We start from the raw sequence: 24,701 nt of genomic DNA on the forward strand, positions 1-24,701 counted from the left end.
CGGGTGGCGCTCAGATCCGGTCCACGAGCCGCCACCGGGTCTGCGCGCCCAGGAACCGGCCGATGTCGGCCACCTCCGCGGCGATGCCCTCCCGCACGGCGTCGTCCGGCGCGTCGCCGAACGCCTCCACCCGCAACTCCAGGCACCCTCCGTGCCACGCGTGCCGCCACGTCCCCACGACCAGGCCGTCGGCCAGCACGCAGGGCATCAGCAGGCCGCCCCCCGTGGCGATGCGCGGGGCCGCGGCGGGCGGCAGGAGCAGATCCCGGTCGCGATAGCCCAGGAGGTACGGGTCGAAGTGCCCGGTGAGGCGTACGAATGGTCCGGCGGGCGGGGGAGGAGCCGTCCCGGCGGCCACCAGCATCGGGCCGCCGGGCCCGGCCACGGTGGTCAGCCGGCTGCCCGCGGCGGTTACCCCGCGCCGGGCCTGCCCGAGCGGCAGCCCCGACCAGCGGGCGAGGTCGGCCTCGGTCACCGGGCCGTACGCGCGGGCGTGGCGCACGGCGAGTTCGGCCAGGGCGTCGTCCCCGTCGAGGTCCGGACCCTCGACGCCCGCCAGCCATTCCTCGCGCAGTACATATGTCGATGTGTCGCCCGCCGCCTCCGGGCCCCGGCAGACCAGGCCCGCTCCGGCCGCGTACAGCAGCAGATGCGCGGGTGCCTGGCTGCGCGGGTCGAGGCGTACCCCGTGCTCGCCCAGACGCGCGACGAGTTCGTCCCGCGGCATGGGCGGACGCCCGGCCAGCACGGTCTCCAGCGCGGGCAGGGCGCGGGCCAACGTGGCTCCGTCCAGGCCGAGTTGCGCGCGGCGGCCGCGGGCGGCGGCGGTGTACCGCGGGCCGAGCAGCGCGTTCATCCAGCGCACGTCCTCCGCGGGCACCGCGTGCAGCGTGCCTCGCATCAGCCAGGTCCGCACGACTTCCCGCCGCTCGCCGCCGCACGCGCCGTCCACGTCCCCGGCCAGCGGCCCGGCGCCCCGGGCCCGCACCTGCAGCCGGAACGCCTTCACGTCCTGCGCCTGCAGCGCCGCGGCGCCGCGCACCGCGTCGGCCACGGCCCCGTCGCGCGGCCCCGCCGCGAGCCCCTGCGACCGGGCCCGCCACGCCCTCACTTCGTCAGCGCTGAGCCTCGTCCCCACCCGCCCCATCCTGCCGCAGCGGGAGGCGGCGCTGCCGACGGTCGCGTCAACTCCCGCGCGTGCCTTGCCGTACCGGGCACGCGCCGCCGCCTCACCCCTTGCCGAAGTGCTCCAGGGGGAAGCCGCCGTTGCTCAGAAGGCGATGGGCGAGCGCGCCCGCGAGCGAGGTGAGGCGGTCGACGCCGGCGGCGCCGAGGTGTTCGTACGGGGCGCGGTCGAGGCGGTCGGTCACGCCCTCGATCTCGCGGCGCAGTTCGACGCCGCGGTCCGTGAGGTCGCCCGCCGTGTCGAGGAGGCCGCGCTCGCGGAGCCGGTCCTGCGCGGCGTCCCACTGCTCCGCGGACCAGCCGCGGCTGCGCCGCACGAAGCGCGGGGTGAATCCCTTGCCGGTGGCGGTGTGGGTGACCAGCGCCTCCAGCCCGTCGAGTCCGGCGGCGGCGAGCGCCGCGAGGTGCCCGTCGCCGCGGTGTTCGCGCAGCAAGGTGGCGGCGTGCCACAGCGCGAGGTGCGGCCGCTCCGGCGTGGGGAGCTCCGCGTTGGCGGCGTAGAGGGGCCGGGCCTCGCGGGTGCACGCCTCGGCGGCGCGCACTGCGAGGCGGGCGGCGTCGGCGAGATCGGCGGAAGCGAGGACCTCGGGTCCGAGCAGCCTGTTCAGGACGGTGTCGGCGACGCGCAGCCGGGCCTCGACGACCGCTCCCGGGGCGGCCAGCTCCCAGGCGCGCGGGATGACCGGAGTGATGATCGCGTGGTTGAAGTTGTAGAACGTGGCGGTGACCGTCCCGGCCGACACGGCGCCCAGCGGCGCGGCCCGTCCGGCGAAGTAGGCCATGGCGCCGCGCTCCAGGCCGAGCGCCGCGAGGCCGTCGTCGTACTCGGGGGAGAAGTACACGACCGAGTGCAGCGGGTTGAGCGCGTTGTGGCAGCGCCGGCCGGCGCGCGGTTCGAGTGCGGGGGCGGGGACGGTGGCGGTCATACCAGCAGGTTACCGACCGGTCGGCATGTCGCCGAGACCCGGATCGCCGAAACACCGATTCCGTCGTCCGGGCGGCGGTCGCCACCGATTCCGTGGAGGACATGGCGTCGTGCCGCTCATATGACTAGCCTCGGCGCCCAGAAGCCACGCAACCCCCTCGGAGGCCCCGCCCATGCCAGCCCCAGGACGCACCCTCCCCGTCACCGAGCGCACCCGCCACCGCCGCCTCCGTGAGCAGGGCAGCGTCTCCCGCGACGACCTGGACGCCGTGCTGGGCGCGGGGTTCGTGTGCCACCTCGCCGTCGTCGTCGACGGCACGCCCCTGGCCGTGCCCACCGTGTACGGATACGACGACGCCGCGGGCACCGTGTACCTCCACGGCTCCGTGGCGAGCCGCAGCCTGCGCCCCGCCCCGCAGGCCCCTGTGTGCGTCACGGTGACCCATGTCGACGGCCTGGTCCTGGCCCGGTCGGTCTTCGAGCACGGCGTCAACTACCGCAGCGCGATGGTCCTCGGCACCCCCCGCACCGTCACCGACCCCGAGGAGAAGCTGCACGGCCTGCGCGTGCTCACCGAGCAGTGCGCCCCCGGGCAGTGGGATCACGCCCGCCGCCCGGACCGCCGGGAGCTCGCCGCGACGACGCTGCTCGCCCTGGCCACCGACGAGGCATCGGTGAAGATCCGCACCGGTCCGCCCGAGGACGGCGACGGCCCCGACGCCGCACTGCCCGTCTGGGCCGGTGTCCTGCCGCTCACGACCGCGTGGGGCGCGCCCGTTCCCGACCCGGCGCTGCGCGACGGCGTGCCGCTGCCGCCGCACCTGGCGGGCCGCGCTACCGCGCCACCGTCCATGTGAAGCGCGGCTCGCGGCGCTCCAGGAACGCGGCGACGCCCTCCGCGGTGTCGTCGCTGCCCTCCGCCTGCCGGGCCCAGTGCTCGATCCGCCCCGGATCCGGATCGGGCGCGGCGAACTCCTTGGCCGCCGCCTGGGTCAGCAGTGAACGGGAGGCCAGCACACCGCCGAACTCCTCGACCCGCTTGTCCAGCCCGTCCTCCGCCAGCACCTCGTCGACCAGCCCGGTCCGCAGCGCCCGCTCGTGGCCGATCAGCTCCGCCGAGAACAGCAGGTACTTGGCGGCAGACGGGCCGACCAGGCCGGTCAGCCGCCGCGTCGAGGACGCCGGGTAGACGATGCCCAGCCGCGCGGGAGTGACCCCGAAGCGCGAGCCCTCCGCGGCGAAGCGCAGATCGCACGCCGCCGCCAGCTGGCAGCCGCCGCCCACGCAGTAGCCGCGGATCGCGGCGAGCGTCGGCTTGGGGAAGGCGGCGAGCGCCTCCTCCGCCTCCACGGCCGCGCTCTGCGCGGCGCCGGAACCGCTCGCCGGGTCACGCAGGTCGGAGATGTCCGCGCCGGCGCAGAAGGTCCCGCCCGCGCCGGTGAGCACCAGGACGCGTACGGCCGGGTCGGCGGCGAGCCCGTCGAGCAGGCCGGGCAGTTCCCGCCACATCGCCACGGTCATCGCGTTCCGCTTGGCCGGATTGCTGATGGTCACGGTGGCGGTGGCGCCCGTCGTGTCGACCAGCAGGCCGGGCCCGGACGGCTCGGACATGCCCGCATCCCTCATCTCGTCGTCCTCGCGGCTGCCGGAGGCCGCCGGAGCGGGATCCTATCCCGGTCCGTCCGCCGCCAAATCGGGTATATGAACCAGTAGCTCCCGACTGGCTCCCGACGAGCGCAAGGAGGCGGCGGCCATGGCCCCGTTCAAGGGACGCAAGAAGCATCCGGAGCCCCCGGAGGCCGGGATCAAGCGCAGCTTCGGCTGGGTCGCCGCCCTGGGCGCGATCCTCGTCGTGGGCGGCCTGGTCGGGCTGTTCTACGTGGGATTCGCGACCATCACCTCGATGCTGCTGTTCGGCTGGCTGCTGCTGATCGGCGGCGTGGTCGGCCTGGTCCAGGCGGTGCAGAACCGCAATACCAACTTCTTCTGGCTCGCCCTGGTCGTCGCGGCCCTCTACATCGCCGCCGGGGTCGTCGTCATCCGCAACCCCGAACAGACCGCGGCCGCGCTCACCATGTTCGCGGCGCTGCTCTTCCTGACCGGCGGGATCTTCCGGCTGTTCGGCGGGCTGGTCGTGCGCGGACCGCAGATGGTGTGGACGATCATCCAGGGCGCGATCGGCATCCTGCTCGCCGTCCTGGTCCTGGCGAACTGGCCGGAGAGCAGCCTCTACGTCATCGGTGCCTTCTTCTCACTGGCGCTGCTCTTCGACGGGCTGGGACTGCTCGGCGCCGGGCTCGGCGGCCGGCGCATCGTCGGAATGGTCGCCGATGCCCGGGACGCCCCCCTGACCCGTCAGTGAAATTGGAACCACCGGATCAGTTGGGCTCACCTGCCTGGCATGTCCGATCGCCTTGAGTCGGAGACGGTCGAAAGATGCGGATTTACGGTCAGCGGCTCGGGCCGGGCCCGTCGGCTGCCGACACTCGATCCGTGAGGCGGACCCCGCCGCCCGTCGTGGACGGCCCCGGGGACTGCGGGGAGCATCGCGTGAATGCGAGGGTGAAGACCGCCATGGACGTACGCGGGAGCGTCCCGCCCCCCGACCCGGTGCCCCCGATGGCGCCGGCTGTCCCGCGCCCCTACGAAGGTGTGTGGCGCTTCACCGCTCCCGCGCTGGACTCCTCCGTGCCCCAGGCCCGGCACGCGGTGCGCGATCTGATCGTCCGGCAGGGCGTACCGGTCAGCGAGGAGCTGCTGCACGGCCTGCTCCTCATCGTCTCCGAGCTGGTCACCAACGCGGTCCGGCACGCCGCGCTGCTGTCGCCGGAGATCGCGGTCGAGTTCGCCGTCGGCGTGGACTGGGTACGGGTGGCCGTGGAGGACAACCACCCGTACCGCCCCAAGGCCCTCCAGGTCGACGACGCCGACACCGGCGGACGCGGTCTTCTGCTGGTCAAGACGGTCACCGCCGAGGCGGGCGGGATGTGCGACGTCCAGCAGACCACCACCGGCGGCAAGGTCATCTGGGCCGCGCTCCCGCTGCCGCCCGGCCTGGTGCACTGAACGGGGCGACCGGCGGCTACCAGCCCGCGTCGCCGGTCAGCTCGCGCACCGCGGGAAGGGCGGCATCGAGCACGGTCGGGAACCAGGCCGAGAACGGCCCGGTGGCGCGGAGCGCGGCGAGCTCGGCGGGCGTCACGAACGCGGTCTCGCCGATCTCCAGCGGATCCGGGTCCAGGGGCGCGGTCACCAGGCCGACGAAGAGGTGGTTGTACTCCTGCTCCACCAGGCCCGACGCCGGGTCCGGATGGTTGTAGCGGACCGTGCCGGCCTCCCGCATCAGCGCGGGCGCCACGCCGAGCTCCTCGGCGGTGCGGCGCGCGGCGGCGACGAAGGGCGGCTCGCCCGGGTAGGGGTGGCCGCAGCAGGTGTTCGACCACACGCCGGGGGAGTGGTACTTCCCGGCCGCCCGGCGCTGCAGCAGCAGCCTGCCCTCGCCGTCGAAGAGGAAGACCGAGAACGCCCGATGGAGCTGCCCCGGCGGCAGGTGGGCCGACAGCTTCTCCGCGGTGCCGATCGTCAGGCCGTCCTCGTCGACCAGCTCGAGGAGGATCGGCGCCGTGGCGCCGTTGGATGAGGGGTCCGCGGCGGGGGTGCGGGGCCGGTCGGCGGGGGGGCTTGTGGGCATGGCCATCCTTTGCATCGACGACAAGACCTCAGTCTGCCTCACGCGGGGACACGGGGCGTGGTTGCAGCGCGCTCCGGTTCCGTGACACTGCGTCGAACCGGGCGCCACGCCGTCAGTGGCACAACCGTGCCTCGTGCTCCGCGTGCCCCACCGGTTCCAGCTGGAACGTGCAGTGCTCCACGTCGAAGTGGGTGCCGAGACAGCCCTGCAGGTCGTGCAGCATCTTCTCGTGGCCGACCGCGTCCAGGACGTCCCGGCTCACCACGACGTGGGCCGAGAGCACCGGCATCCCCGACGTGATCGTCCACACATGCAGGTCGTGCAGCCCGTCCACCCCGGGCAGCGCCAGGATGTGCGCGCGCACGTCGGCCATGTCCACGTCCTTGGGCGCGGCCTCCAGCAGGACGTCGATCGCCTCCCGCAGCAGCCGCCACGTCCGCGGCACGATCATCAGGCCGATCAGGATCGACGCCACCGGGTCCGCCTGCTGCCAGCCGGTCGCCAGGATCACCACCGCCGCCACGACCACGGCGAGCGAGCCCAGCGCGTCCGCCATGACCTCCAGGAAGGCGCCCCGGACGTTCAGGCTCTCGCGCTGCCCGCGCATCAGCAGCAGCAGGGACACCGTGTTGGCCAGCAGGCCGATCACGCCGAAGACGATGGTCAGCCCGCCCTCGACCTCGGTGGGCGTGACCAGCCGGCGGATCGCCTCGTAGAAGATGTACGCGCCCACGCCGAACAGCAGCACCGCGTTGGCCACCGCCGAGAGGATCTCGGCCCGGGCCAGCCCGAAGGTGCGGCGCTCGCTCGGCGGGCGGTTCGCGAAGTGGATGGCCACCAGCGACATCGCGAGGCCCGCCGCGTCCGTCGCCATGTGCCCGGCGTCGGCGAGCAGGGCGAGCGAACCGGTGAGGGCGCTGCCGAGGACCTCCGCCACCAGGATCAGCAGCGTGATGCCGAGCGCGATGCGCAGCCGCCCGCGGTACGCCGCGGCCGCCGTGCCGGTGGGTGCGGAGCCCGGCCCGTGCGAGTGGCCGTGCCCGTGCGCGTGCCCGTGCCCTGCCCCCATCGCCCGATACTCCCGTCCGTCGCCCTCCGCGCCGCGGCGTGTCCGTGCGCGGAGACCGGCGAGCCCAGTGAACAACGGTCACCGTCCGTGGGCAACTCGCCGCCGAAGACCGTTGCCATCTGCGGTGACCTGCGGCGATGGCGCGCGCACAGGGCGTAGCGGGCCGCCCGTGGTCAGGCCGGGCGCGCCTCGGGGTGGTTCAGGCACCAGCCCTCCCAGGCGGACTCCACCATCTCCCGGACCCCGCGTGCCGCGGTCCAGCCCAGCTCCTGGCGGATCAGCTCGGCCGAGGCGACCACGCTCGCCGGGTCGCCGGCGCGCCGGGGTACGACCACCGGCTCGACGTCCTTGCGGCCGGTGACCTCGAGGATGATCGCGATCAGCTCCCGCACGGAGACGCCCTCGCCCCGCCCGATGTTCACGGTCAGGTCGGCGGCGCCGTCCCGCTCGCCGACCCAGCGGGCCGCGGCGAGATGGGCGTCGGCGAGGTCCTCGACGTGGATGTAGTCGCGGACGCAGGTGCCGTCCGGGGTCGGGTAGTCGTCGCCGAAGATCAGCGGGGCCTCACCGCGGGTCAGCTTCTCGAAGACCATCGGGACGATGTTGAACACCCCGGTGTCGGCGAGCCGGGGCTCGGCCGCCCCCGCGACGTTGAAGTAGCGCAGACAGGCGGTGGAGATCCCGTGCGCCCGCCCGGCGGCGCGGACCAGCCACTCACCGGCCAGTTTCGTCTCGCCGTACGGGCTCAGCGGCAGGCACGGGGTCGACTCGGTCACCAGGGGAACCTCGGGCAGACCGTAGACGGCCGCCGAGGAGGAGAAGACGAAGCGGCCGATCCCCGCCTCCGCCACCGCCTCCAGCAGCGCGCCGAGGCCGCCGAGGTTCTCCCGGTAGTAGCGCAGCGGCTGCTCGACCGACTCCCCGACCTGCTTCCTGGCGGCCAGGTGCACCACACCCGTGACGCCGTGCTCCGCGATCGCGCGGTCCAGCAGCGCGCGGTCCAGGACGGACCCCGTCACCACGGGAACCTCCGCGGGGACCCGGGCCGGCACACCGGCCGAGCCGTCGTCGAGCACGACCACGCGCTCGCCGGCGCGGATCATCGCCCGCACCACATGAGATCCGATGAAGCCCGCTCCGCCGGTGATCAACCATGTCATGGCGTCACCCTATTTGTTCGGCGAAGGCCCGGGGCCCCCGGGCGGTCCGTGTGCCCACCCCGCCGGAAGCCGCACCCGGTGGGACCGGGCGCTCCCCGTGCCAGTCCCCCGAGACGCCTCCGGGCACTCTCCGTGAGGCCTGCCGGGCGGCGCGTACCCGGCGGTTGTCGGCGAGCCCGCGATCCATCATGATGATCACGCCCCGCGGCCCACAGCAGGGGAAACGGCCGGTGAACGGGGCCTTCCGGGAATCCGATAGCCTCTGCCGACACGGCCCCCCGGCGCGGCGCCGCGCCCACGAGGCCGTGGCGTCCCCGAGCACATACGCACGTCCAGGGAGATGAGTCCTTCTGCCGACCGCCATTCTCACCGGCACGCCGGTCGCGATGTCGCCGATCGAGGGCGACCTCCGTGACCTGGGCTTCGACGTCGTCACCGCGGAGGACGCCGGTTCGCTCGCCGTACTCCTCGACGCCGTTCCGGCCGCCGAACGCGTCGCCGTGGTCGACCCGCGCTTCGTCGGGCACGTCCACGCCCTCCGGCTCGGGCTGACCGACCCCCGCTTCGACGCCTCCGCCGTCCCCGGCGCCGTCTCGGTACGGCCCCCCGCCCGCACCGCCCTGCTGCGGGCCCTCGGGGAGACCGGGGAGGAGCGGAACGACGAGGAGACCCTCGTCGACCGGCTCGCCGGGCGCCTGGACAAGGACGGCGTCCCCGTGCACCGGCCGGATCTCGGCGTCCTGGTCGCGGCCGCCCCCGCCGACGCGGCCGGTCGCGAGCGCGCCGCGGCCGCCGTCGCCGCCGTCGACGACGAGGCGGTGCGGCTGCGCAGCGCCGTGAAGTCCCGCGACGGCTTCTTCACCACCTTCTTCATCAGCCCGTACTCCCGCTACATCGCGCGCTGGTGCGCCCGCCGCGGGCTCACCCCGAACCAGGTCACGACCGCCTCCCTGCTGGTCGCGCTGATCGCGGCCGGCTGCGCGGCCACCGGCACCCGCCCCGGGTTCGTCGCCGCGGGCGTGCTCCTGCTGGCGTCCTTCGTGCTGGACTGCACCGACGGCCAGCTGGCCCGCTACTCGCTGCAGTACTCCACACTCGGGGCCTGGCTCGACGCCACCTTCGACCGGGCCAAGGAGTACGCGTACTACGCGGGCCTCGCGATCGGTGCGTCGCGCGGCGGCGACGACGTGTGGGCGCTGGCCCTCGGCGCCATGGTGCTGCAGACCTGCCGCCACGTCGTGGACTTCGCCTTCGCGGAGACCGTCCAGGGCGCGGAGGGCGAGGCCCGGGCCGGGGCCACGGTCCTGTCCCAGCGGCTCGACCGCGTCGGCTGGACGGTCTGGCTGCGCCGCATGATCGTGCTGCCCATCGGCGAACGCTGGGCGCTGATCGCAGTGCTCACAGCGGCGACCACGCCGCGCATCACCTTCACGGTGCTCCTCATCGGCTGCGGGCTGGCCGCCTGCTACACCACGGCGGGCCGCGTGCTGCGCTCGGTGACCCGCAAGGCCGCCGGCAGCGACCGCGCCGCCCGGGCGCTGGCCGACCTCGCCGACACCGGCCCGGTCGCCGAGGGCCTCGCCCGCCTCTTCCGGGGCCGCGGCCTCCCGGCCGCCGCACTGGCCGGCGCGGCCGTGATGATCGCCACGTCGCTGTTCGCCCCGGTGGGCAGTCCCTGGCCGCTCGTCGCCGCCGGCTGCTACGCCGTGACGTCGGCCCTCGCCGTCGCCGGCCCGCTCAAGGGGGCCCTGGACTGGCTCGTGCCGCCGGTCTTCCGGGCGGCGGAATACGGAACCATCCTGGTACTCGCGGCGGTTTCCGATGTCAACGGAGCATTGCCTGCGGCTTTCGGCCTGGTGGCCGCGGTCGCCTACCATCACTACGACACGGTGTACCGCATCCGCGGCGGGACCGGGGCGCCCCCTCGGGCCCTGGTACGTGCGACCGGTGGTCACGAGGGCCGGGTACTGCTGGTCACCGCGGCAGCCGCGGCCCTGGCGCACAACACGGGTTTCACGGTCGCGCTGACGGTCCTCGCCGTCGCGCTGGCGGTGGTGGAGCTCACCGAGAGCATCGGCTTCTGGGTGTCCCCGAAAGCACCCGCTGTACACGACGAAACTGGAGGACCTGCATGATCGGCCTCGTGCTGGCTGCCGGCGCCGGACGGCGACTGCGCCCCTACACCGACACTCTGCCGAAGGCCCTGGTTCCGGTGGACCCGGCGGGTGAGGGGACCACGACGGTCCTGGACCTCACGCTGGGCAACTTCGCCGAGGTCGGCCTGACCGAGGCCGCCGTCGTCGTGGGCTACCGCAAGGAGGCCGTGTACGAGCGGCAGGCCGCGCTGGAGGCCAAGTACGGACTGAAGATCCACCTCGTCGAGAACGACAAGGCGGAGGAGTGGAACAACGCCTACTCCCTGTGGTGCGCCCGTGACGTCATCAAGGAAGGCGTCATCCTCGCCAACGGCGACACCGTGCACCCGGTCTCCGTCGAGAAGACCCTGCTCGCCGCCCGCGGCGACGGGCAGCGGATCATCCTCGCCCTCGACACGGTGAAGCAGCTCGCCGACGAGGAGATGAAGGTGATCACCGCCGACGGCAAGGGCGTCCAGCGGATCACCAAGCTCATGGACCCGGCCTCCGCCACCGGCGAGTACATCGGCGTCACCCTCATCGAGGGCGCGGCCGCCGCCGACCTCGCCGACGCGCTGAAGGCCACGTACGAGCGCGACCCGCAGCTGTACTACGAGGACGGCTACCAGGAGCTGGTCAACCGCGGCTTCCAGGTCGACGTCGCCCCCATCGGCGAGGTCTCCTGGGTCGAGATCGACAACCACGACGACCTCAACCGGGCCCGGGAGATCGCGTGCCAGTACTGACGAGGCTCGTCCCCTCGCCGCTCGTGGTCGACATCCGTGCCGGAGCGCTGGACGACCTGGCGGCTGTCCTGGCCGACCAGCGCATCTCCAGTTCCGGCAGGCTGGCCATCGCGGTAAGCGGCGGCTCCGGGGCCGTGCTGCGCGAGCGGCTCGCCCCGGCGCTGCCGGGGGCCGACTGGTACGAGGTGGCCGGCGGCTCCATCGACGGTGCCGTGAAGCTCGCCGACGCCATGCGCGGCAACCGCTACGACGCGGTGGTCGGCCTCGGCGGCGGCAAGATCATCGACGCCGCGAAGTACGCCGCCGCGCGGGTCGGCCTGCCGCTGGTGGCGGTGGCGACCAACCTCTCGCACGACGGCATCTGCTCCCCGGTGTCCACCCTCGACAACGACAACGGCCGTGGCTCGTACGGCGTTCCGACCCCGATCGGGCTGGTCATCGACCTCGACGTGATCCGCGAGGCCCCGGTCCGCTACGTCCGTTCCGGCATCGGGGACGCCCTGTCCAACATCTCGGCGATCGCGGACTGGGAGCTGTCCCACCGGGAGACCGGCGAGCCGATCGACGGGCTGGCAGCCGCCATGGCGCGCACCGCCGGCGAGTCGGTGCTCCGGCACCCCGGGGGCACGGGCGATGACGAGTTCCTGACCGTCCTGTCCGAGGCCCTCGTCCTCACCGGGATCGCTATGTCGATCAGCGGCGACAGCCGCCCCGCCTCCGGTGCGTGCCACGAGATCAGTCACGCGATCGACCTGCTGTACCCCAAGCGGGCCGCCGCCCACGGAGAGCAGGTCGGCATCGGCGCCGCCTTCGCGATGTTCCTGCGCGGTGCCACGGAGGAGGCAGGCCTGTTCGCCGAGGTCCTGCACCGCCACGGACTGCCCACCACACCGGGCGAAATCGGCTTCACCGAGGCCGAGTTCGTCAAGGCCATCGAATACGCTCCGCAGACCCGCCCCGGGCGCTACACGATCCTGGAGCACCTGGAGCTCTCCACCGACCAGATCAGGGACGCATACGCCGACTATGCCAAAACCATCGGTAGCTGAGCTGCGACCGGTCGTTCACCCCGCGGGGCTGAAGGACCGGCGCAGCGGTGAACATTGGGCCGGACGCATCTACATGCGGGAAATCTCGCTGCGCTGGACCCGGCACCTCGTCAACAGCCGGGTGACCCCCAACCAGCTCACCTATCTCATGATTGTCGCGGGCATCGCGGCCGGTGCGGCGCTGCTCGTGCCCGGCCTCGCCGGTGCGGTGGCGGGCGCGCTGCTCATCCAGCTGTACCTGCTGCTGGACTGCGTGGACGGGGAGGTCGCCCGCTGGCGCAAGCAGACCTCGATCACCGGCGTCTACCTCGACCGGGTGGGGCACTACCTGTCCGAGGCGGCGCTGCTGGTCGGCTTCGGGCTGCGCGCCGCCGACCTCTTCCACCGCGACGGTGCCACCACCCAGTGGGGCTGGGCCTTCCTCGGCACGCTGGCCGCGCTCGGCGCGATCCTGATCAAGGCCGAGACCGACCTGGTGGACGTGGCCCGCTCCCGCAGCGGCCTGCCCGCCGTCCAGGACGAGGCCTCCGCGCCCCGTTCCTCAGGCCTGGCGCTGGCCCGCAAGGCCGCCTCCGCGCTGAAGTTCCACCGGCTGGTGGGTGGCGTCGAGGCGTCGTTGCTGATCCTCGTCGCCGGTGTCGCGGACTTCGTCCACGGCGACCTGCTCTTCACGCGCATCGCCGTCTGCGTCCTGGCCGCCATCGCCGTGCTGCAGACGCTGCTGCACCTGGTGTCGATCCTCGCGTCGAGCAGGCTGAGGTGACCGCCGTGGGGACGTCGGCCGGAACGCTCCGCCTCGGAGCGGTGATCATCACCATGGGCAACCGCCCCGAGGAGCTGCGCGACCTGCTGGACTCGGTCGCCAAGCAGCGCGGCCCGGCGATCGAGATCGCCGTGGTCGGCAACGGCTCGCCGCTGCCCGAGCTGCCTCCCGGCGTGCGTGCCGTCGAGCTGCCCGAGAACCTGGGCATTCCCGGCGGCCGCAACGTCGGCATCGAGGCCTTCGGCCCCGGCGGCCGGGAGGTCGACGTCCTCCTCTTCCTGGACGACGACGGACTGCTGCCGAACGAGGACACCGCCGAGCTGGTCCGCGAGGCCTTCGCGGCGGACCCCCGGCTCGGCATCGTCAGCTTCCGCATCGCCGACCCGGAGTCCGGGACCACCCAGCGCCGCCACGTCCCCCGGCTGCGTGCCTCCGACCCGATGCGCTCCTCGCGCGTCACCACCTTCCTGGGCGGCGCCAACGCCGTGCGCACGGCGGTCTTCCAGGAGGTCGGCGGCCTGCCCGACGAGTTCTTCTACGCCCATGAGGAGACCGATCTCGCCTGGCGGGCCCTCGACGCGGGCTGGATGATCGACTACCGCGCGGACATGGTGCTCTTCCACCCGCTGACCGCCCCCAGCCGGCACGCGGTCTACCACCGCATGGTGGCCCGCAACCGCGTGTGGCTGGCCCGCCGCAACCTGCCCTGGTCCCTGGTGCCCGTGTACCTGGGCGTGTGGATGCTGCTGACCCTGCTGCGCCGGCCCTCGGGGCCCGCGCTGAGAGCGTGGTTCGGCGGTTTCAAGGAGGGCTGGACGACCCCGAGCGGCCCGCGCCGGCCCATGCGGTGGCGGACTGTGTGGCGACTCGCCCGACTGGGCCGGCCCCCGATCATCTGACAAGCTCGGACGAGAGTGCACTCTGCGCACCGGGACCCGGTCCCGTGGCGCAACTAGAGGACGAAAGTGTCAACTGTGAGCGAGACAACGCACGACGGTGCGGTCGCCGTGGGCTCGGCGCACTCGGGGGACGGCGGTCTCACGCCGTCCCAGATGGCGGCGAAGTACGGCCTGTCCGTCAGTGGTGCCCGGCCGGGCCTCGCCGAGTACGTGCGGCAGCTGTGGAGCCGCCGTCACTTCATCTCGGCGTTCGCCCGGGCCCGTGTGTCGGCGCAGTACACCCAGGCGCGGCTGGGCCAGCTGTGGCAGGTGCTGACACCGCTGCTCAACGCGGCCGTCTACTACTTCATCTTCGGCCTGCTGCTGGGCACCGACCGCGGTGTGGACAACTTCATCGCGTTCCTGGTCACGGGTGTCTTCATCTTCACCTTCACCCAGTCCTCGGCGCTCGCCGGGGTGCGCGCGGTCTCGAGCAACCTCGGCCTGATCCGCGCGCTGCACTTCCCGCGCGCCAGCCTGCCGATCGCGTTCACCCTCGTCCAGCTGCAGCAGTTGCTGATGTCGATGTTCGTGCTGCTGGCGATCGTGCTGATGACCGGCGAGGTGCCGGGTCTGTCGTGGCTGCTGGCGATCCCGGCGCTGGTGCTGCAGTCGGTCTTCAACGCGGGCCTGGCGCTGGTGATGGCGCGGCTGGGCAGCAAGATGACCGACCTCGCCCAGCTGATGCCGTTCATCCTGCGCACCTGGATGTACACCTCGGGTGTCATGTACAGCATCAGCCATTTCGCGGCGGGCGCGCCGGCCGTGGTGAAGATCGCCCTCGACCTCAACCCGGCGGCCGTCTACATCGACCTGATGCGCTTCGCGCTGATCGACAGCTTCACCTCCGCGCAACTGCCGCCGCACGTGTGGGCGACGGCGCTGGGGTGGGCCCTGGTGATGGGCGTCGGGGGCTTTGTGTACTTCTGGAAGGCTGAGGAGCAGTACGGCCGTGGCTGAGCACTACGACGCCGCGACGGGCGGTGAGCGCGTCCCCACGGTGATCGTGGACGACCTGCACATCGTGTACCGGGTGCACGGCGCCGGCACCGGCAAGGGCAGCGCCGTCGGTGCCCTGTCCCGCCTGGTCACCCGCAAGGGCAATCCGAACGTACGCAAGGTGCACGCCGTGCGCGGTGTGAGCTTCACGGCCTACCGCGGCGAGGCGATCGGCCTGATCGGCTCCAACGGCTCGGGCAAGTCCACGATGCTGCGCGCGATCGCCGGGCTGCTGCCCGCGGAGAGCGGCAAGGTCTTCACCGAGGGCCAGCCCTCGCTGCTGGGCGTGAACGCCGCCCTGATGAACGACCTGACCGGCGAGCGCAACGTCATCCTCGGCGGCCTCGCCATGGGCATGTCCCAGGACGAGGTCCGGGAGCGATACCAGGAGATCGTCGACTTCTCGGGCATCAACGAGAAGGGCGACTTCATCTCCCTGCCGATGCGCACGTACTCCTCCGGCATGGCCGCCCGCCTGCGCTTCTCGATCGCGGCGGCCAAGAGCCACGACGTGCTGATGATCGACGAGGCGCTCGCCACCGGTGACCGCTCGTTCCAGAAGCGCTCGGAGGCGCGGATCCGCGAGCTGCGCAAGGAGGCCGGCACGGTCTTCCTGGTCAGCCACAACAACAAGTCGATCCGCGACACCTGCGACCGTGTGCTGTGGCTGGAGAAGGGCGAGCTGCGCATGGACGGTCCCACCGACGTCGTGCTGAAGGCGTACGAGGAGTTCACGGCGAAGTGACGCCGCGCGGTCCGCGCCCCTGATCGCGATGCGGCCCGGCCCGCGGGCGCCGTCCGGGACGTCCCGGCGCCCCGAGCGCGGGCAGGCCGAGTTGCCCGCGGAACTTCCTTGCCCCAGGCGGTGTTGACCCCCGTTCCCGCCCGTGCCGCCACGGCCGTCGCCCTTTCTCGTGTGACTCCCGCAGACCGCTACGTCCGCCGCGCCCGGGCACGGCTACGCCGAGTGGGTGAGCGGCGACCCGGCGCATCCGCGGCGCGCCGATTCCGGGGCGGATGGGGCTGATGATTTTCCCGGGATTTTGCGAGACACCGGGGATGAGGACCCTCCGTTTGTGCGTTCCTGCTTTCGGATCGACATCGGTCCGCCCCCCGGCGCACGCCGGAGCGGGTCCGCGCCGTAAGCTGTAGCGGTGCTCAATCGCCGGATCTCAGGCGATACGTCCGGAGAGTCGGTTCGGGTGCTCGGACGGCCCGGAGCAGGAATTATAGGAGCGGCGTGTCCGAAATTGGGTGTAATGGGCTATCGGTGTAGAACGGGGGATGTGACGGCAATGGCTCTGTGGACCCCTGGGGAGAAAGCGCCCACCGCCCGCACGCCGGGACGTCCACGGTGACCGGTCTCAAGCCCGAGGCGCGGGCGAGCACGGCGCCGGACCCCCATTCACGTGCCGTCCTCGACAAGGCGGCCCGCGAGAACTTCCCCGTCGCGCCCTTCTTCGTCCCCCGCTCCTGGCGTGCCGACCTCATGGCGGTCTACGGCTTCGCCCGGCTCGTCGACGACATCGGCGACGGGGACCTGACCGACGGAGGCCGCACCGACGCCGTACGGCTGGGCCTGCCCGCCGAGGCGGCCGGCGACCGCCTCGCGATGCTGGACGCCTTCGAGGCCGACCTGCGCCGGGTCTTCGACGCCGGCCCGGACGACATCCGGCATCCCCTGCTCCGCGCCCTGCACCCCACCGTCCGCCGGCACGGGCTCACCCCCGCGCCCTTCCTCGGCCTGATCGAGGCCAACCGGCAGGACCAGGTCGTCCGCCGCTACGTCACGTACGACGACCTCCTCGCCTACTGCGAGCTGTCGGCGAACCCGGTCGGCAGGCTCGTCCTCGGCATCACCGGCACCGCCACGCCCGAGCGGATCCGCCGTTCGGACGCGATCTGCACCGCATTGCAGATCATCGAGCACCTCCAGGACGTGGCCGAGGACCTCGGCCGCGACCGCATCTACCTGCCCGCCGAGGACATGAAGCGCTTCGGCGTCACCGAAACCGATCTCACCGCCGCGACCGCGGGCGCACAGGTGCGCGCACTGGTTGCGTACGAAGCGGAACGCGCCCGAGACCTCCTGAATGAAGGCACCCCCTTGGTGGGTAGCGTCCACGGCAGGCTCAGGCTGTTGCTCGCCGGGTTCGCCGGAGGAGGCCGCGCCGCCCTGCGGGCGATCGCGGACGCGGGGTACGACGTGCTGCCGGGGCCGCCGAAGGCGGGCACGTTCAGCCTGCTGCGCGAGGTGGGGTCGACATTGCGAAGAGAGGGGTGAGCCGGACTGTGAACGGCTCCGATCGCATGTCCGGACCGGTGCTCGCGGCGTATCGCTACTGCGAGGTCGTCACCGGCCACGAAGCCCGCAACTTCGCCTACGGCATCCGCCTGCTGCCCACCCCCAAGCGGCAGGCCATGTCCGCCCTCTACGCCCTCTCGCGGCGGGTGGACGACATCGGCGACGGCGACCTCGACCTCGCCGACAAGCAGATCCGGCTGGACGACACCCGCGCCCTGCTCACCCGGATCACGGAGGGCGCCGTCGCCGAGGACGACACCGACCCGGTGGCCGTCGCGCTCGCCGACGCCGCGCGCCGCTTCCCGATCCCGCTCGGCGGGCTCGACGAGCTCATCGACGGCGTCCAGATGGACCTGCGCGGCGACACCTACGAGACCTGGGACGACCTCGCGTCCTACTGCCGTTGCGTCGCCGGCGCCATCGGCCGGCTCTCGCTGGGCGTCTTCGGCACGCTGCCGGGCGCGCCCGGCCGGGAGCGCGCCGCGGAGTACGCGGACACCCTCGGTCTCGCCCTGCAACTCACCAACATCCTGCGTGACCTGCGCGAGGACGCCTCCAACGGCCGTACCTACCTGCCGGCCGACGACCTCGCGAAGTTCGGCTGTTCGGCCGGGTTCCACACCGACACGCCGCCGCCCGGTTCCGACTTCGCCGGCCTGATCGAGTTCGAGGTGAAGCGGGCCCGCGCCCTGTTCACCGAGGGATACCGGCTGCTGCCCATGCTCGACCGACGCAGCGGCGCCTGCGTCTCCGCCATGGCCGGCATCTACCGCCGGCTCCTGGAGCGCATCGCCGCCGACCCCGAGGCCGTGCTCCGCGGCCGCGTCTCGCTGCCCGGCCACCAGAAGGCGTACGTCGCGGCACGCGGCCTCGCCGGTCTCGACGCCCGCCGCGCCGCCAGGAGGCGCGCGTGACCCCCGCCCCACCGCCCGCGGGCCCCTTCCCCCGCATCGGCAAAAGCGCCGCAATCGGCACGGGAGCGGCGGCGTCGCGGGAAACCGCTGTTTTCCGCCGCCCTGAGGCAACCGCCGCCGTGCCGAAGGCGTCACTGTCGGCAACGGTGCGCCGTGCCTCGCGCGGCGGCACCCGGGGGAGGACGCATGACTGAGCGCACGGCCGTCGTGATCGGCGGCGGCCTCGCGGGTACGACGGCGGCACTGGCACTGGCCGACGCCGGGCTGCGCGTCACCCTGCTCGAGGCCCGGCCCCGGCTCGGCGGGCTCGCCTTCTCCTTCCGGCGCGGCGACCTGACCGTCGACAACGGCCAGCACGTCTTCCTGCGCTGCTGCGTCGCCTACCTGCGGTTCCTGGACCGCATCGACGCGGCCGACCTCGTCACGCTCCAGGACCGGCTCGACGTCCCGGTGCTCGACGTGGGTGCCTCCCGGCCGCGGCTCGGCCGGCTGCGCCGCACCGCGCTGCCCGTACCGCTGCACCTGGCCGCCAGCCTGGCCACCTATCCGCACCTGTCCCTGGCCGAGCGGGCCTCCGTCGGCCGGGCCGCCCTCGCGCTGCGCTCGCTCGACCCCGCCGACCCCGCGCTGGACGCGGCCGACTTCGGCGACTGGCTGCGGAAGCACGGTCAGTCGGCCCGCACCGTCGAGGCGTTGTGGGACCTGGTCGGCGTCGCGACGCTCAACGCCACCGCCGACGAGGCGTCACTGGGCCTGGCCGCCATGGTCTTCAAGACCGGGCTGCTCTCCGCCCCCGGCGCGGCCGACATCGGCTGGGCCGCCCGTCCGCTCGGCGAACTGCACGACGACCGCGCCCGCACCGCCCTCGACAAGGCGGGCGTCCGCACCCTGCTGCGCGCCCGCGCCACCTCTCTCACCCGCACGGACGCGCCCGAGCCGGTACGGTCCGCGGCGGCCGGGTCCGAGGACGCCGGCCCGGTCTGGGAGGTCGAGGCCGAGACCGGCCCAGGCCGCGGCGAACGGTTCACGGCCGACACCGTCGTCCTGGCCGTGCCGCAGCACGAGGCCCACGGGCTGCTCCCCGCCGGCGCCCTGGAGGACCCGGAGGCGCTGCTGCGCATCGGCACCGCGCCCATCCTCAACGTGCACGTCGTCTACGACCGCAAGGTCCTCCGGCAGCCGTTCCTCGCCGCCCTCGGCAGCCCCGTGCAGTGGGTCTTCGACCGTACGGAGCACTCCGGGCTCACCGGCGGCGGCCAGTACGTCGCCCTCTCCCAGTCGGCGGCCCAGGAGGAGATCGACCTCCCCGTGGCCGAGCTGCGCGAGCGCTACCTCCCGGAGCTGGAGCGGCTGCTCCCGGCAGCGCGCGACGCCGCCGTCCTGGACTTCTTCGTCACCAGGGAACGGACCGCGACCTTCGCGCCTGCCCCCGGTGTCGGCGCCCTGCGCCCGGGTTCCCGCACCCGGGCACCGGGCGTCTGGCTCGCCGGTGCGTGGACCGCCACCGGCTGGCCCGCGACGATGGAAAGCGCGGTCCGCAGCGGTTTGCAAGCCTCCCGAGCAGCTTTGACCGCACTCCGCCATCCCTTCGACCCACGACCCTTCGCAATCGAAGGCTTGGAGCCGGTATGAGCATCACCAGTGCAATCAGAGGAGAGAATGTGACCGCTGGCAACGAGCAGATGACCGCGGGCGTCGACAGAGCGACCGTGACCGCGATGCTGGAGCGCGGCCGCGAGCTGTCCACGCCGGTGCTGCGCGCCGCCGTGGACCGCCTCGCACCCCCGATGGACACCGTCGCCGCTTACCACTTCGGCTGGATCGACGCCGCGGGCAACCCGTCCCACGGCGACAGCGGCAAGGCCGTACGCCCCGCACTCGCAGTGCTGTCCGCCGAGGCGGCGGGCGCCGCCCCCGAGGTCGGCGTCCCCGGCGCGGTCGCCGTGGAGCTGGTCCACAACTTCTCCCTGCTGCACGACGACCTGATGGACGGTGACGAGCAGCGCCGCCACCGCGACACCGTGTGGAAGGTCCACGGACCCGCCCAGGCCATCCTGGTCGGCGACGCGCTCTTCGCCCTCGCCAACGAGATCCTGCTGGAGCAGGGCACCGTCGAGGCCGGCCGGGCCACCCGCCGGCTCACCACCGCCACCCGCAAGCTGATCGACGGTCAGGCCCAGGACATCTCCTTCGAGCACCGCGAGCGGGTCACCGTCGAGGAGTGCCTGGAGATGGAGGGCAACAAGACCGGTGCCCTGCTCGCCTGCGCCTGCTCCATCGGCGCGGTGCTCGGCGGCGCCTCCGAGGCCGACGCCGACGCCCTGGAGGAGTACGGCTACCACCTGGGCCTGGCCTTCCAGGCCGTCGACGACCTGCTCGGCATCTGGGGCGACCCGGCGGCCACCGGCAAGCAGACCTGGAGCGACCTGCGCCAGCGCAAGAAGTCCCTGCCGGTGGTGGCGGCGCTCGCCGCGGGCGGACCGGCCTCGGAGCGGCTTGCCGAGCTGCTCGCAGCGGATGCGAAGGCCGCGGATTCGTCGGACCGTAATGATATTGAGTCATTCGATGAGGAAGAGTTCGCGACGAGGGCGGCGTTGATCGAGGAGGCCGGTGGCCGGGAGTGGACCTCCCGGGAAGCCCGCCGGCAGTACGCCACCGCGATCGCCGCACTCGACAAAATGGACATGCCGGGAGAAGTTCGCCGTAAGCTCGTGGGCCTGGCGGATTTCGTGGTGGTTCGCGAGAAGTAGACGACACAACTGGAGCGCAGTACGTCGCCGGCCGGGCGCGCGTGACGGCCGACGGCAGCCCCAACACCGCAGACAGAACGACTGTGCAAAGGGGAAGCCATGACAGCGACGACCGACGGCGGTCCCGGGGGCGAGGCGGCCCGCGGGACACCCTCGGCCAGACCGAAGGCCTCGGGCACGATCCCGGAGCCGACGCCCGGGTCCGTCCTCGACGGCGCGGCACGCACGACCGAGGAACTCGCGGCGCGCGCCGCGCGCCGAGCCATCGGCCACCTGCTGGAGCGTCAGCATCCAGACGGCTGGTGGAAGGGCGACCTCGAGACCAATGTGACGATGGACGCCGAGGACCTGCTGCTCCGTCAGTTCCTCGGCATCCAGGACGATCGCGTCACCGCGGCCGCCGCCCGCTGGATCAGGTCCCAGCAGCGCGACGACGGCGCCTGGCCCACCTTCCACGGGGGGCCCGGCGACATCTCCGCCACCGTCGAGGCCTACGTCGCCCTGCGGCTGGCCGGTGACGCCCCGGACGCGCCCTGGATGGCCGCGGCCTCGGCCTTCGTCCGCGAGCAGGGCGGCATCGCCCGGGCCCGGGTGTTCACCCGGATCTGGCTCGCGCTGTTCGGCTGGTGGCGCTGGGAGGACCTCCCCGAGCTGCCCCCCGAGCTCATCTACCTGCCCAAGTGGGTCCCGCTCAACATCTACTCCTTCGCCAGCTGGGCCCGGCAGACCATCGTGCCGCTGACCGTCGTCGGCGCCCACCGGCCCGTACGGCCCGCTCCCTTCACTCTCGACGAGCTGCACACCGATCCCGCCCGGCCCAACCCGCCCGCCGCGCGCGCCCCGCTGTCCAGCTGGGAGGGCTTCTTCCAGCGACTCGACCGGGCGCTGCACGCCTACCGCAAGGTCAGCGTGCGCCCGCTGCGCCGGGCCGCGATGCGCTCGGCGGCGCGCTGGATCATCGAACGCCAGGAGAACGACGGCTGCTTCGGCGGAATCCAGCCGCCCGCCGTCTACTCCGTCATCGCGCTGCACCTGCTCGGCTACGATCTCGACCACCCCGTGCTGCGCGCGGGACTGAAGGCACTGGACGACTTCGCGGTCTGGCCGGACAAGGACACGCGGATGATCGAGGCGTGCCAGTCCCCGGTCTGGGACACCTGCCTGGCGACCATCGCGCTGGCCGACGCCGGCGTCCCCGCCGACCACCCGGCGCTGGTGAAGGCGGTGGACTGGATGCTCGGGGAACAGATCACCAAGCGCGGCGACTGGGCTGTCCAGCGGCCCGACCTGCCCTCCGGCGGCTGGGCCTTCGAGTTCCACAACGACACCTACCCCGACATCGACGACACCGCGGAGGTCGTCCTCGCCCTGCTCAGGGTCGACCACCCGGACCCGGTCCGGGTGAAGACCTCGGTGGAACGCGGGGTGCGCTGGAACATCGGGATGCAGTCGAAGAACGGGGCCTGGGGCGCCTTCGACGCTGACAACACCAGCGCCTTCCCCAACCGGCTGCCCTTCTGCGACTTCGGGGAGGTCATCGACCCGCCGTCGGCCGACGTCACCGCCCACGTCGTCGAGATGCTGGCCGCGCTCGGTCTGGAGCACGATCCCCACACCCGGCGCGGGATCGACTGGCTGCTGGCCGAACAGGAGGAGAACGGGGCCTGGTTCGGCCGCTGGGGCGTCAACTACATCTACGGCACCGGGTCCGTGGTCCCCGCCCTGGTGGTGGCGGGCCTGCCGGCGAGCCATCCGGCGATCCGGCGGGCGGTCACCTGGCTGGAGTCCGTGCAGAACGAGGACGGCGGCTGGGGCGAGGACCTGCGCTCGTACTCCTCCGCCGAGTGGATCGGCCGCGGCGAGTCCACCGCCTCCCAGACCGCCTGGGCCCTGCTGGCCCTGCTGGCGGCGGGCGAACGCGACGGCGAGGCCGTGGCGCGCGGCGTGCGCTGGCTGGCGGAGACCCAGCAGGAGGACGGCTCCTGGGACGAGCCGTACTTCACCGGCACCGGTTTCCCCCGGGACTTCTCCATCAACTACCACCTCTACCGGATGGTCTTCCCGCTCACCGCCCTCGGGCGCTATGTGCGCGGCGAGCCGTTCGGCGAGCTACGGAAGGGGGCCTGATGGGGCCGTCCGGCCCACCGCTGCTCATCGTCTGCGCCCTACGGGTGGAGCGGTTCGCACTGCGCGGCGGCGACCGCACGCACGCCGCCGGCCCCGTCAGCTTCGTGCGCACGGGCATGGGGCCGCAGGCAGCGGAGCGCGCCGTCACCCAGGCGCTGCGCGACCCCGCCCTTGACGGGGCCGCGGTCCTCACCACCGGCTTCTGCGCCGGACTGGCCACCGGCATGCGGCCCGGCGACGTGGTCGTCGCCGACGAGCCGCCTGACGGGGAATCACTCGCCGCCGTGCTCAAGGCGGCGGGGCATACCGTGCACATCGGCCGGCTCGCCGAGTCGGACCATGTCGTACGGGGTCCGGAGCGGGCCGCGCTCCGGACCACCGGTGCGGTCGCCGTCGACATGGAGTCGGCGGCGATGATGCGGGCCGCGCTCGCCCGGGGTCCACGCCCGGTCGCCGCGGCCCGCGTGGTCGTCGACACGCCCGAGTACGAGCTTGTGCGGGTCGGCACACTCCGCACCGGAATCACCGCGTTCCGCGTGCTGAGGGATCTTCTTCCTGCTTTTCTCGATTGGCACCGCTCTACCGCGCTCCCCTGGAGGTGAGCTAGATGGCCATGCCGCTCCGACAGTCCATCAGGGTCGGCACCTACCTCTTCGAACAGAAAATGCTCCGCAGGCGAGAGAAGTTCCCGCTCATCGTCGAACTGGAGCCGCTTTTCGCCTGCAACCTGAAATGCGAGGGCTGCGGAAAGATCCAGCATCCGGCGGGCGTGCTCAAGCAGCGCATGCCCGTGGCGCAGGCAGTCGGCGCCGTCCTGGAATCGGGTGCGCCGATGGTGTCGATCGCCGGTGGCGAACCGCTGATGCACCCGCAGATCGACGAGATCGTACGGCAGTTGGTGGCAAGGAAGAAGTACGTCTTCCTCTGCACCAACGCCCTGCTGATGCGCAAGAAGATGGAGAAGTTCACCCCCTCGCCCTACTTCGCCTTCGCCGTGCACATCGACGGACTGCGCGAGCGGCACGACGAGTCGGTCGCCAAGGAAGGCGTCTTCGACGAGGCGGTCGAGGCGATCAAGGAGGCCAAGCGGCGCGGTTTCCGGGTCACCACCAATTCGACCTTCTTCAACACCGACACCCCGCAGACCATCATCGAGGTGCTCAATTTCCTCAATGACGACCTGCAGGTCGACGAGATGATGATCTCGCCCGCCTACGCCTACGAGAAGGCCCCCGACCAGGAGCACTTCCTGGGCGTGGAGCAGACCCGCGAGCTGTTCAAGAAGGCGTTCTCCGGCGGCAACCGGCAGAAGTGGCGGCTCAACCACAGCCCGCTCTTCCTGGACTTCCTGGAGGGCAAGGTCGATTTCCCCTGCACGGCCTGGGCCATCCCCAACTACTCCCTCTTCGGCTGGCAGCGGCCCTGCTACCTGATGAGCGACGGCTACGTGACCACGTACAAGGAGCTGATCGAGGAGACCGACTGGAGCAAGTACGGCCGCGGCAAGGACCCGCGCTGCGCCAACTGCATGGCGCACTGCGGCTACGAGCCGACCGCCGTCCTGGCCACGATGACCTCCCTCAAGGAGTCCATCAGGGCCACCCGCGAGACCGTCACGGGCAACCGCGGGAAGTGACGTCGCGATGACAGCTGTCGAGCCTGTGTCGCTCGGCCTGCCCCCCGTACCGGCCCGGCCACTCGCGGAGCGCCGCCGCTCGCGGCGCATCCAGGTCGGGTCGGTGGCGGTGGGCGGCGACGCCCCGGTCTCCGTCCAGTCCATGACGACCACGCTCACCGCCGACGTCAACGCGACCCTCCAGCAGATCGCGGAACTGACGGCGGCGGGTTGTCAGATCGTCCGGGTGGCCTGCCCCTCGCAGGACGACGCCGACGCCCTCGCCACCATCGCGAGGAAGTCGCAGATCCCGGTGATCGCGGACATCCA

24 protein-coding genes are annotated in these 24,701 nt (G+C 72.6%); 18 read left to right on the forward strand and 6 right to left on the reverse strand.

The window, feature by feature from the left end; genetic code table 11:
* Nucleotides 1-10 precede the first annotated feature (10 nt).
* The gene (locus tag ACWDAS_RS18265) at nt 11-1,138 is read right to left on the reverse strand and encodes a winged helix DNA-binding domain-containing protein (protein ID WP_450391576.1); all 1,128 of its coding nucleotides are present in this window, start codon (nt 1,136-1,138) and stop codon (nt 11-13) included.
* A gap of 91 nt (nt 1,139-1,229) precedes the next feature.
* Nucleotides 1,230-2,111 (reverse strand): SCO6745 family protein, encoded by an 882-nt coding sequence (locus tag ACWDAS_RS18270; protein ID WP_450391578.1) that lies wholly within the window; start codon nt 2,109-2,111, stop codon nt 1,230-1,232.
* 172 nt (nt 2,112-2,283) lie between these two features.
* On the opposite strand from ACWDAS_RS18270, the gene ACWDAS_RS18275 reads away from it, so the two are divergent.
* Nucleotides 2,284-2,967: a pyridoxamine 5'-phosphate oxidase family protein gene (locus ACWDAS_RS18275; protein ID WP_450391581.1), complete on the forward strand. Its 684-nt coding sequence runs from the start codon at nt 2,284-2,286 to the stop codon at nt 2,965-2,967.
* Here ACWDAS_RS18275 and ACWDAS_RS18280 read toward each other — a convergent pair.
* Nucleotides 2,945-3,721: an enoyl-CoA hydratase/isomerase family protein gene (locus ACWDAS_RS18280; protein WP_450391585.1), complete on the reverse strand. Its 777-nt coding sequence runs from the start codon at nt 3,719-3,721 to the stop codon at nt 2,945-2,947. The genes ACWDAS_RS18275 and ACWDAS_RS18280 overlap by 23 nt on opposite strands.
* A gap of 142 nt (nt 3,722-3,863) precedes the next feature.
* Between ACWDAS_RS18280 and ACWDAS_RS18285 the strand changes: the two genes are divergently transcribed.
* Both ACWDAS_RS18285 and ACWDAS_RS18290 read left to right on the forward strand, forming a co-directional pair.
* Entirely contained in the window at nt 3,864-4,472 is a 609-nt protein-coding gene (locus ACWDAS_RS18285; protein WP_450391588.1) for an HdeD family acid-resistance protein, read from the forward strand.
* A gap of 212 nt (nt 4,473-4,684) precedes the next feature.
* Nucleotides 4,685-5,176, forward strand: a complete 492-nt coding sequence (locus ACWDAS_RS18290; RefSeq protein ID WP_450391658.1) for an ATP-binding protein — start codon at nt 4,685-4,687, stop codon at nt 5,174-5,176.
* A gap of 16 nt (nt 5,177-5,192) precedes the next feature.
* Here ACWDAS_RS18290 and idi read toward each other — a convergent pair whose 3' ends face one another.
* From idi to galE, 3 genes are all read right to left on the reverse strand, one after another.
* The gene (gene idi, locus ACWDAS_RS18295; RefSeq protein ID WP_450391591.1) at nt 5,193-5,801 is read right to left on the reverse strand and encodes an isopentenyl-diphosphate Delta-isomerase; all 609 of its coding nucleotides are present in this window, start codon (nt 5,799-5,801) and stop codon (nt 5,193-5,195) included.
* Between the two features lie 112 nt (nt 5,802-5,913).
* Nucleotides 5,914-6,870 (reverse strand): cation diffusion facilitator family transporter, encoded by a 957-nt coding sequence (locus ACWDAS_RS18300; RefSeq protein ID WP_450391594.1) that lies wholly within the window; start codon nt 6,868-6,870, stop codon nt 5,914-5,916.
* Nucleotides 6,871-7,043: 173 nt separating this feature from the next.
* Nucleotides 7,044-8,030, reverse strand: a complete 987-nt coding sequence (galE, locus tag ACWDAS_RS18305) for a UDP-glucose 4-epimerase GalE (RefSeq protein ID WP_450391597.1) — start codon at nt 8,028-8,030, stop codon at nt 7,044-7,046.
* 350 nt (nt 8,031-8,380) lie between these two features.
* Here galE and ACWDAS_RS18310 point away from each other — a divergent pair, with 350 nt between their 5' ends.
* The 15 genes from ACWDAS_RS18310 to ACWDAS_RS18380 all read left to right on the forward strand — a co-directional run.
* The gene (locus ACWDAS_RS18310) at nt 8,381-10,165 is read left to right on the forward strand and encodes a DUF5941 domain-containing protein (protein WP_450391660.1); all 1,785 of its coding nucleotides are present in this window, start codon (nt 8,381-8,383) and stop codon (nt 10,163-10,165) included.
* Nucleotides 10,162-10,911: a phosphocholine cytidylyltransferase family protein gene (locus ACWDAS_RS18315; protein WP_450391600.1), complete on the forward strand. Its 750-nt coding sequence runs from the start codon at nt 10,162-10,164 to the stop codon at nt 10,909-10,911. Before ACWDAS_RS18310 ends, ACWDAS_RS18315 begins: the two co-directional genes overlap by 4 nt.
* Nucleotides 10,899-11,960 (forward strand): iron-containing alcohol dehydrogenase family protein, encoded by a 1,062-nt coding sequence (locus ACWDAS_RS18320; RefSeq protein WP_450391602.1) that lies wholly within the window; start codon nt 10,899-10,901, stop codon nt 11,958-11,960. The genes ACWDAS_RS18315 and ACWDAS_RS18320 overlap by 13 nt, the downstream gene beginning before the upstream one ends.
* Complete coding sequence (locus ACWDAS_RS18325) at nt 11,938-12,723, forward strand: CDP-alcohol phosphatidyltransferase family protein (RefSeq protein WP_450391605.1); 786 nt, start codon at nt 11,938-11,940, stop codon at nt 12,721-12,723. The genes ACWDAS_RS18320 and ACWDAS_RS18325 overlap by 23 nt, the downstream gene beginning before the upstream one ends.
* Nucleotides 12,724-12,776: 53 nt before the next feature.
* The gene (locus ACWDAS_RS18330) at nt 12,777-13,622 is read left to right on the forward strand and encodes a glycosyltransferase family 2 protein (RefSeq protein ID WP_450391663.1); all 846 of its coding nucleotides are present in this window, start codon (nt 12,777-12,779) and stop codon (nt 13,620-13,622) included.
* Nucleotides 13,623-13,697: 75 nt separating this feature from the next.
* Entirely contained in the window at nt 13,698-14,621 is a 924-nt protein-coding gene (locus tag ACWDAS_RS18335; RefSeq protein WP_450391608.1) for an ABC transporter permease, read from the forward strand.
* Entirely contained in the window at nt 14,614-15,405 is a 792-nt protein-coding gene (locus tag ACWDAS_RS18340; RefSeq protein WP_450391611.1) for an ABC transporter ATP-binding protein, read from the forward strand. The genes ACWDAS_RS18335 and ACWDAS_RS18340 overlap by 8 nt, the downstream gene beginning before the upstream one ends.
* 609 nt (nt 15,406-16,014) lie before the next feature.
* On the forward strand, nt 16,015-16,944 hold the full coding sequence (gene hpnC, locus ACWDAS_RS18345) for a squalene synthase HpnC (protein WP_450391614.1): 930 nt from the start codon (nt 16,015-16,017) through the stop codon (nt 16,942-16,944).
* Nucleotides 16,945-16,970: 26 nt separating this feature from the next.
* Complete coding sequence (hpnD, locus tag ACWDAS_RS18350) at nt 16,971-17,879, forward strand: presqualene diphosphate synthase HpnD (RefSeq protein ID WP_450391665.1); 909 nt, start codon at nt 16,971-16,973, stop codon at nt 17,877-17,879.
* Nucleotides 17,880-18,065: 186 nt separating this feature from the next.
* Nucleotides 18,066-19,511, forward strand: a complete 1,446-nt coding sequence (hpnE, locus tag ACWDAS_RS18355) for a hydroxysqualene dehydroxylase HpnE (protein WP_450391617.1) — start codon at nt 18,066-18,068, stop codon at nt 19,509-19,511.
* On the forward strand, nt 19,508-20,629 hold the full coding sequence (locus tag ACWDAS_RS18360; RefSeq protein ID WP_450391620.1) for a polyprenyl synthetase family protein: 1,122 nt from the start codon (nt 19,508-19,510) through the stop codon (nt 20,627-20,629). The genes hpnE and ACWDAS_RS18360 overlap by 4 nt, the downstream gene beginning before the upstream one ends.
* A gap of 99 nt (nt 20,630-20,728) precedes the next feature.
* Nucleotides 20,729-22,756, forward strand: a complete 2,028-nt coding sequence (gene shc / locus ACWDAS_RS18365; protein ID WP_450391623.1) for a squalene--hopene cyclase — start codon at nt 20,729-20,731, stop codon at nt 22,754-22,756.
* On the forward strand, nt 22,756-23,358 hold the full coding sequence (locus tag ACWDAS_RS18370; RefSeq protein ID WP_450391626.1) for a phosphorylase family protein: 603 nt from the start codon (nt 22,756-22,758) through the stop codon (nt 23,356-23,358). Before shc ends, ACWDAS_RS18370 begins: the two co-directional genes overlap by 1 nt.
* A 5-nt stretch (nt 23,359-23,363) precedes the next feature.
* Entirely contained in the window at nt 23,364-24,392 is a 1,029-nt protein-coding gene (hpnH, locus tag ACWDAS_RS18375) for an adenosyl-hopene transferase HpnH (RefSeq protein ID WP_450391629.1), read from the forward strand.
* A gap of 7 nt (nt 24,393-24,399) precedes the next feature.
* A partial coding sequence (locus ACWDAS_RS18380; RefSeq protein WP_450391632.1) for a flavodoxin-dependent (E)-4-hydroxy-3-methylbut-2-enyl-diphosphate synthase occupies nt 24,400-24,701 on the forward strand: 302 nt, incomplete at its 3' end.

The sequence above is a fragment of the Streptomyces sp. NPDC001070 genome (assembly GCF_053598835.1).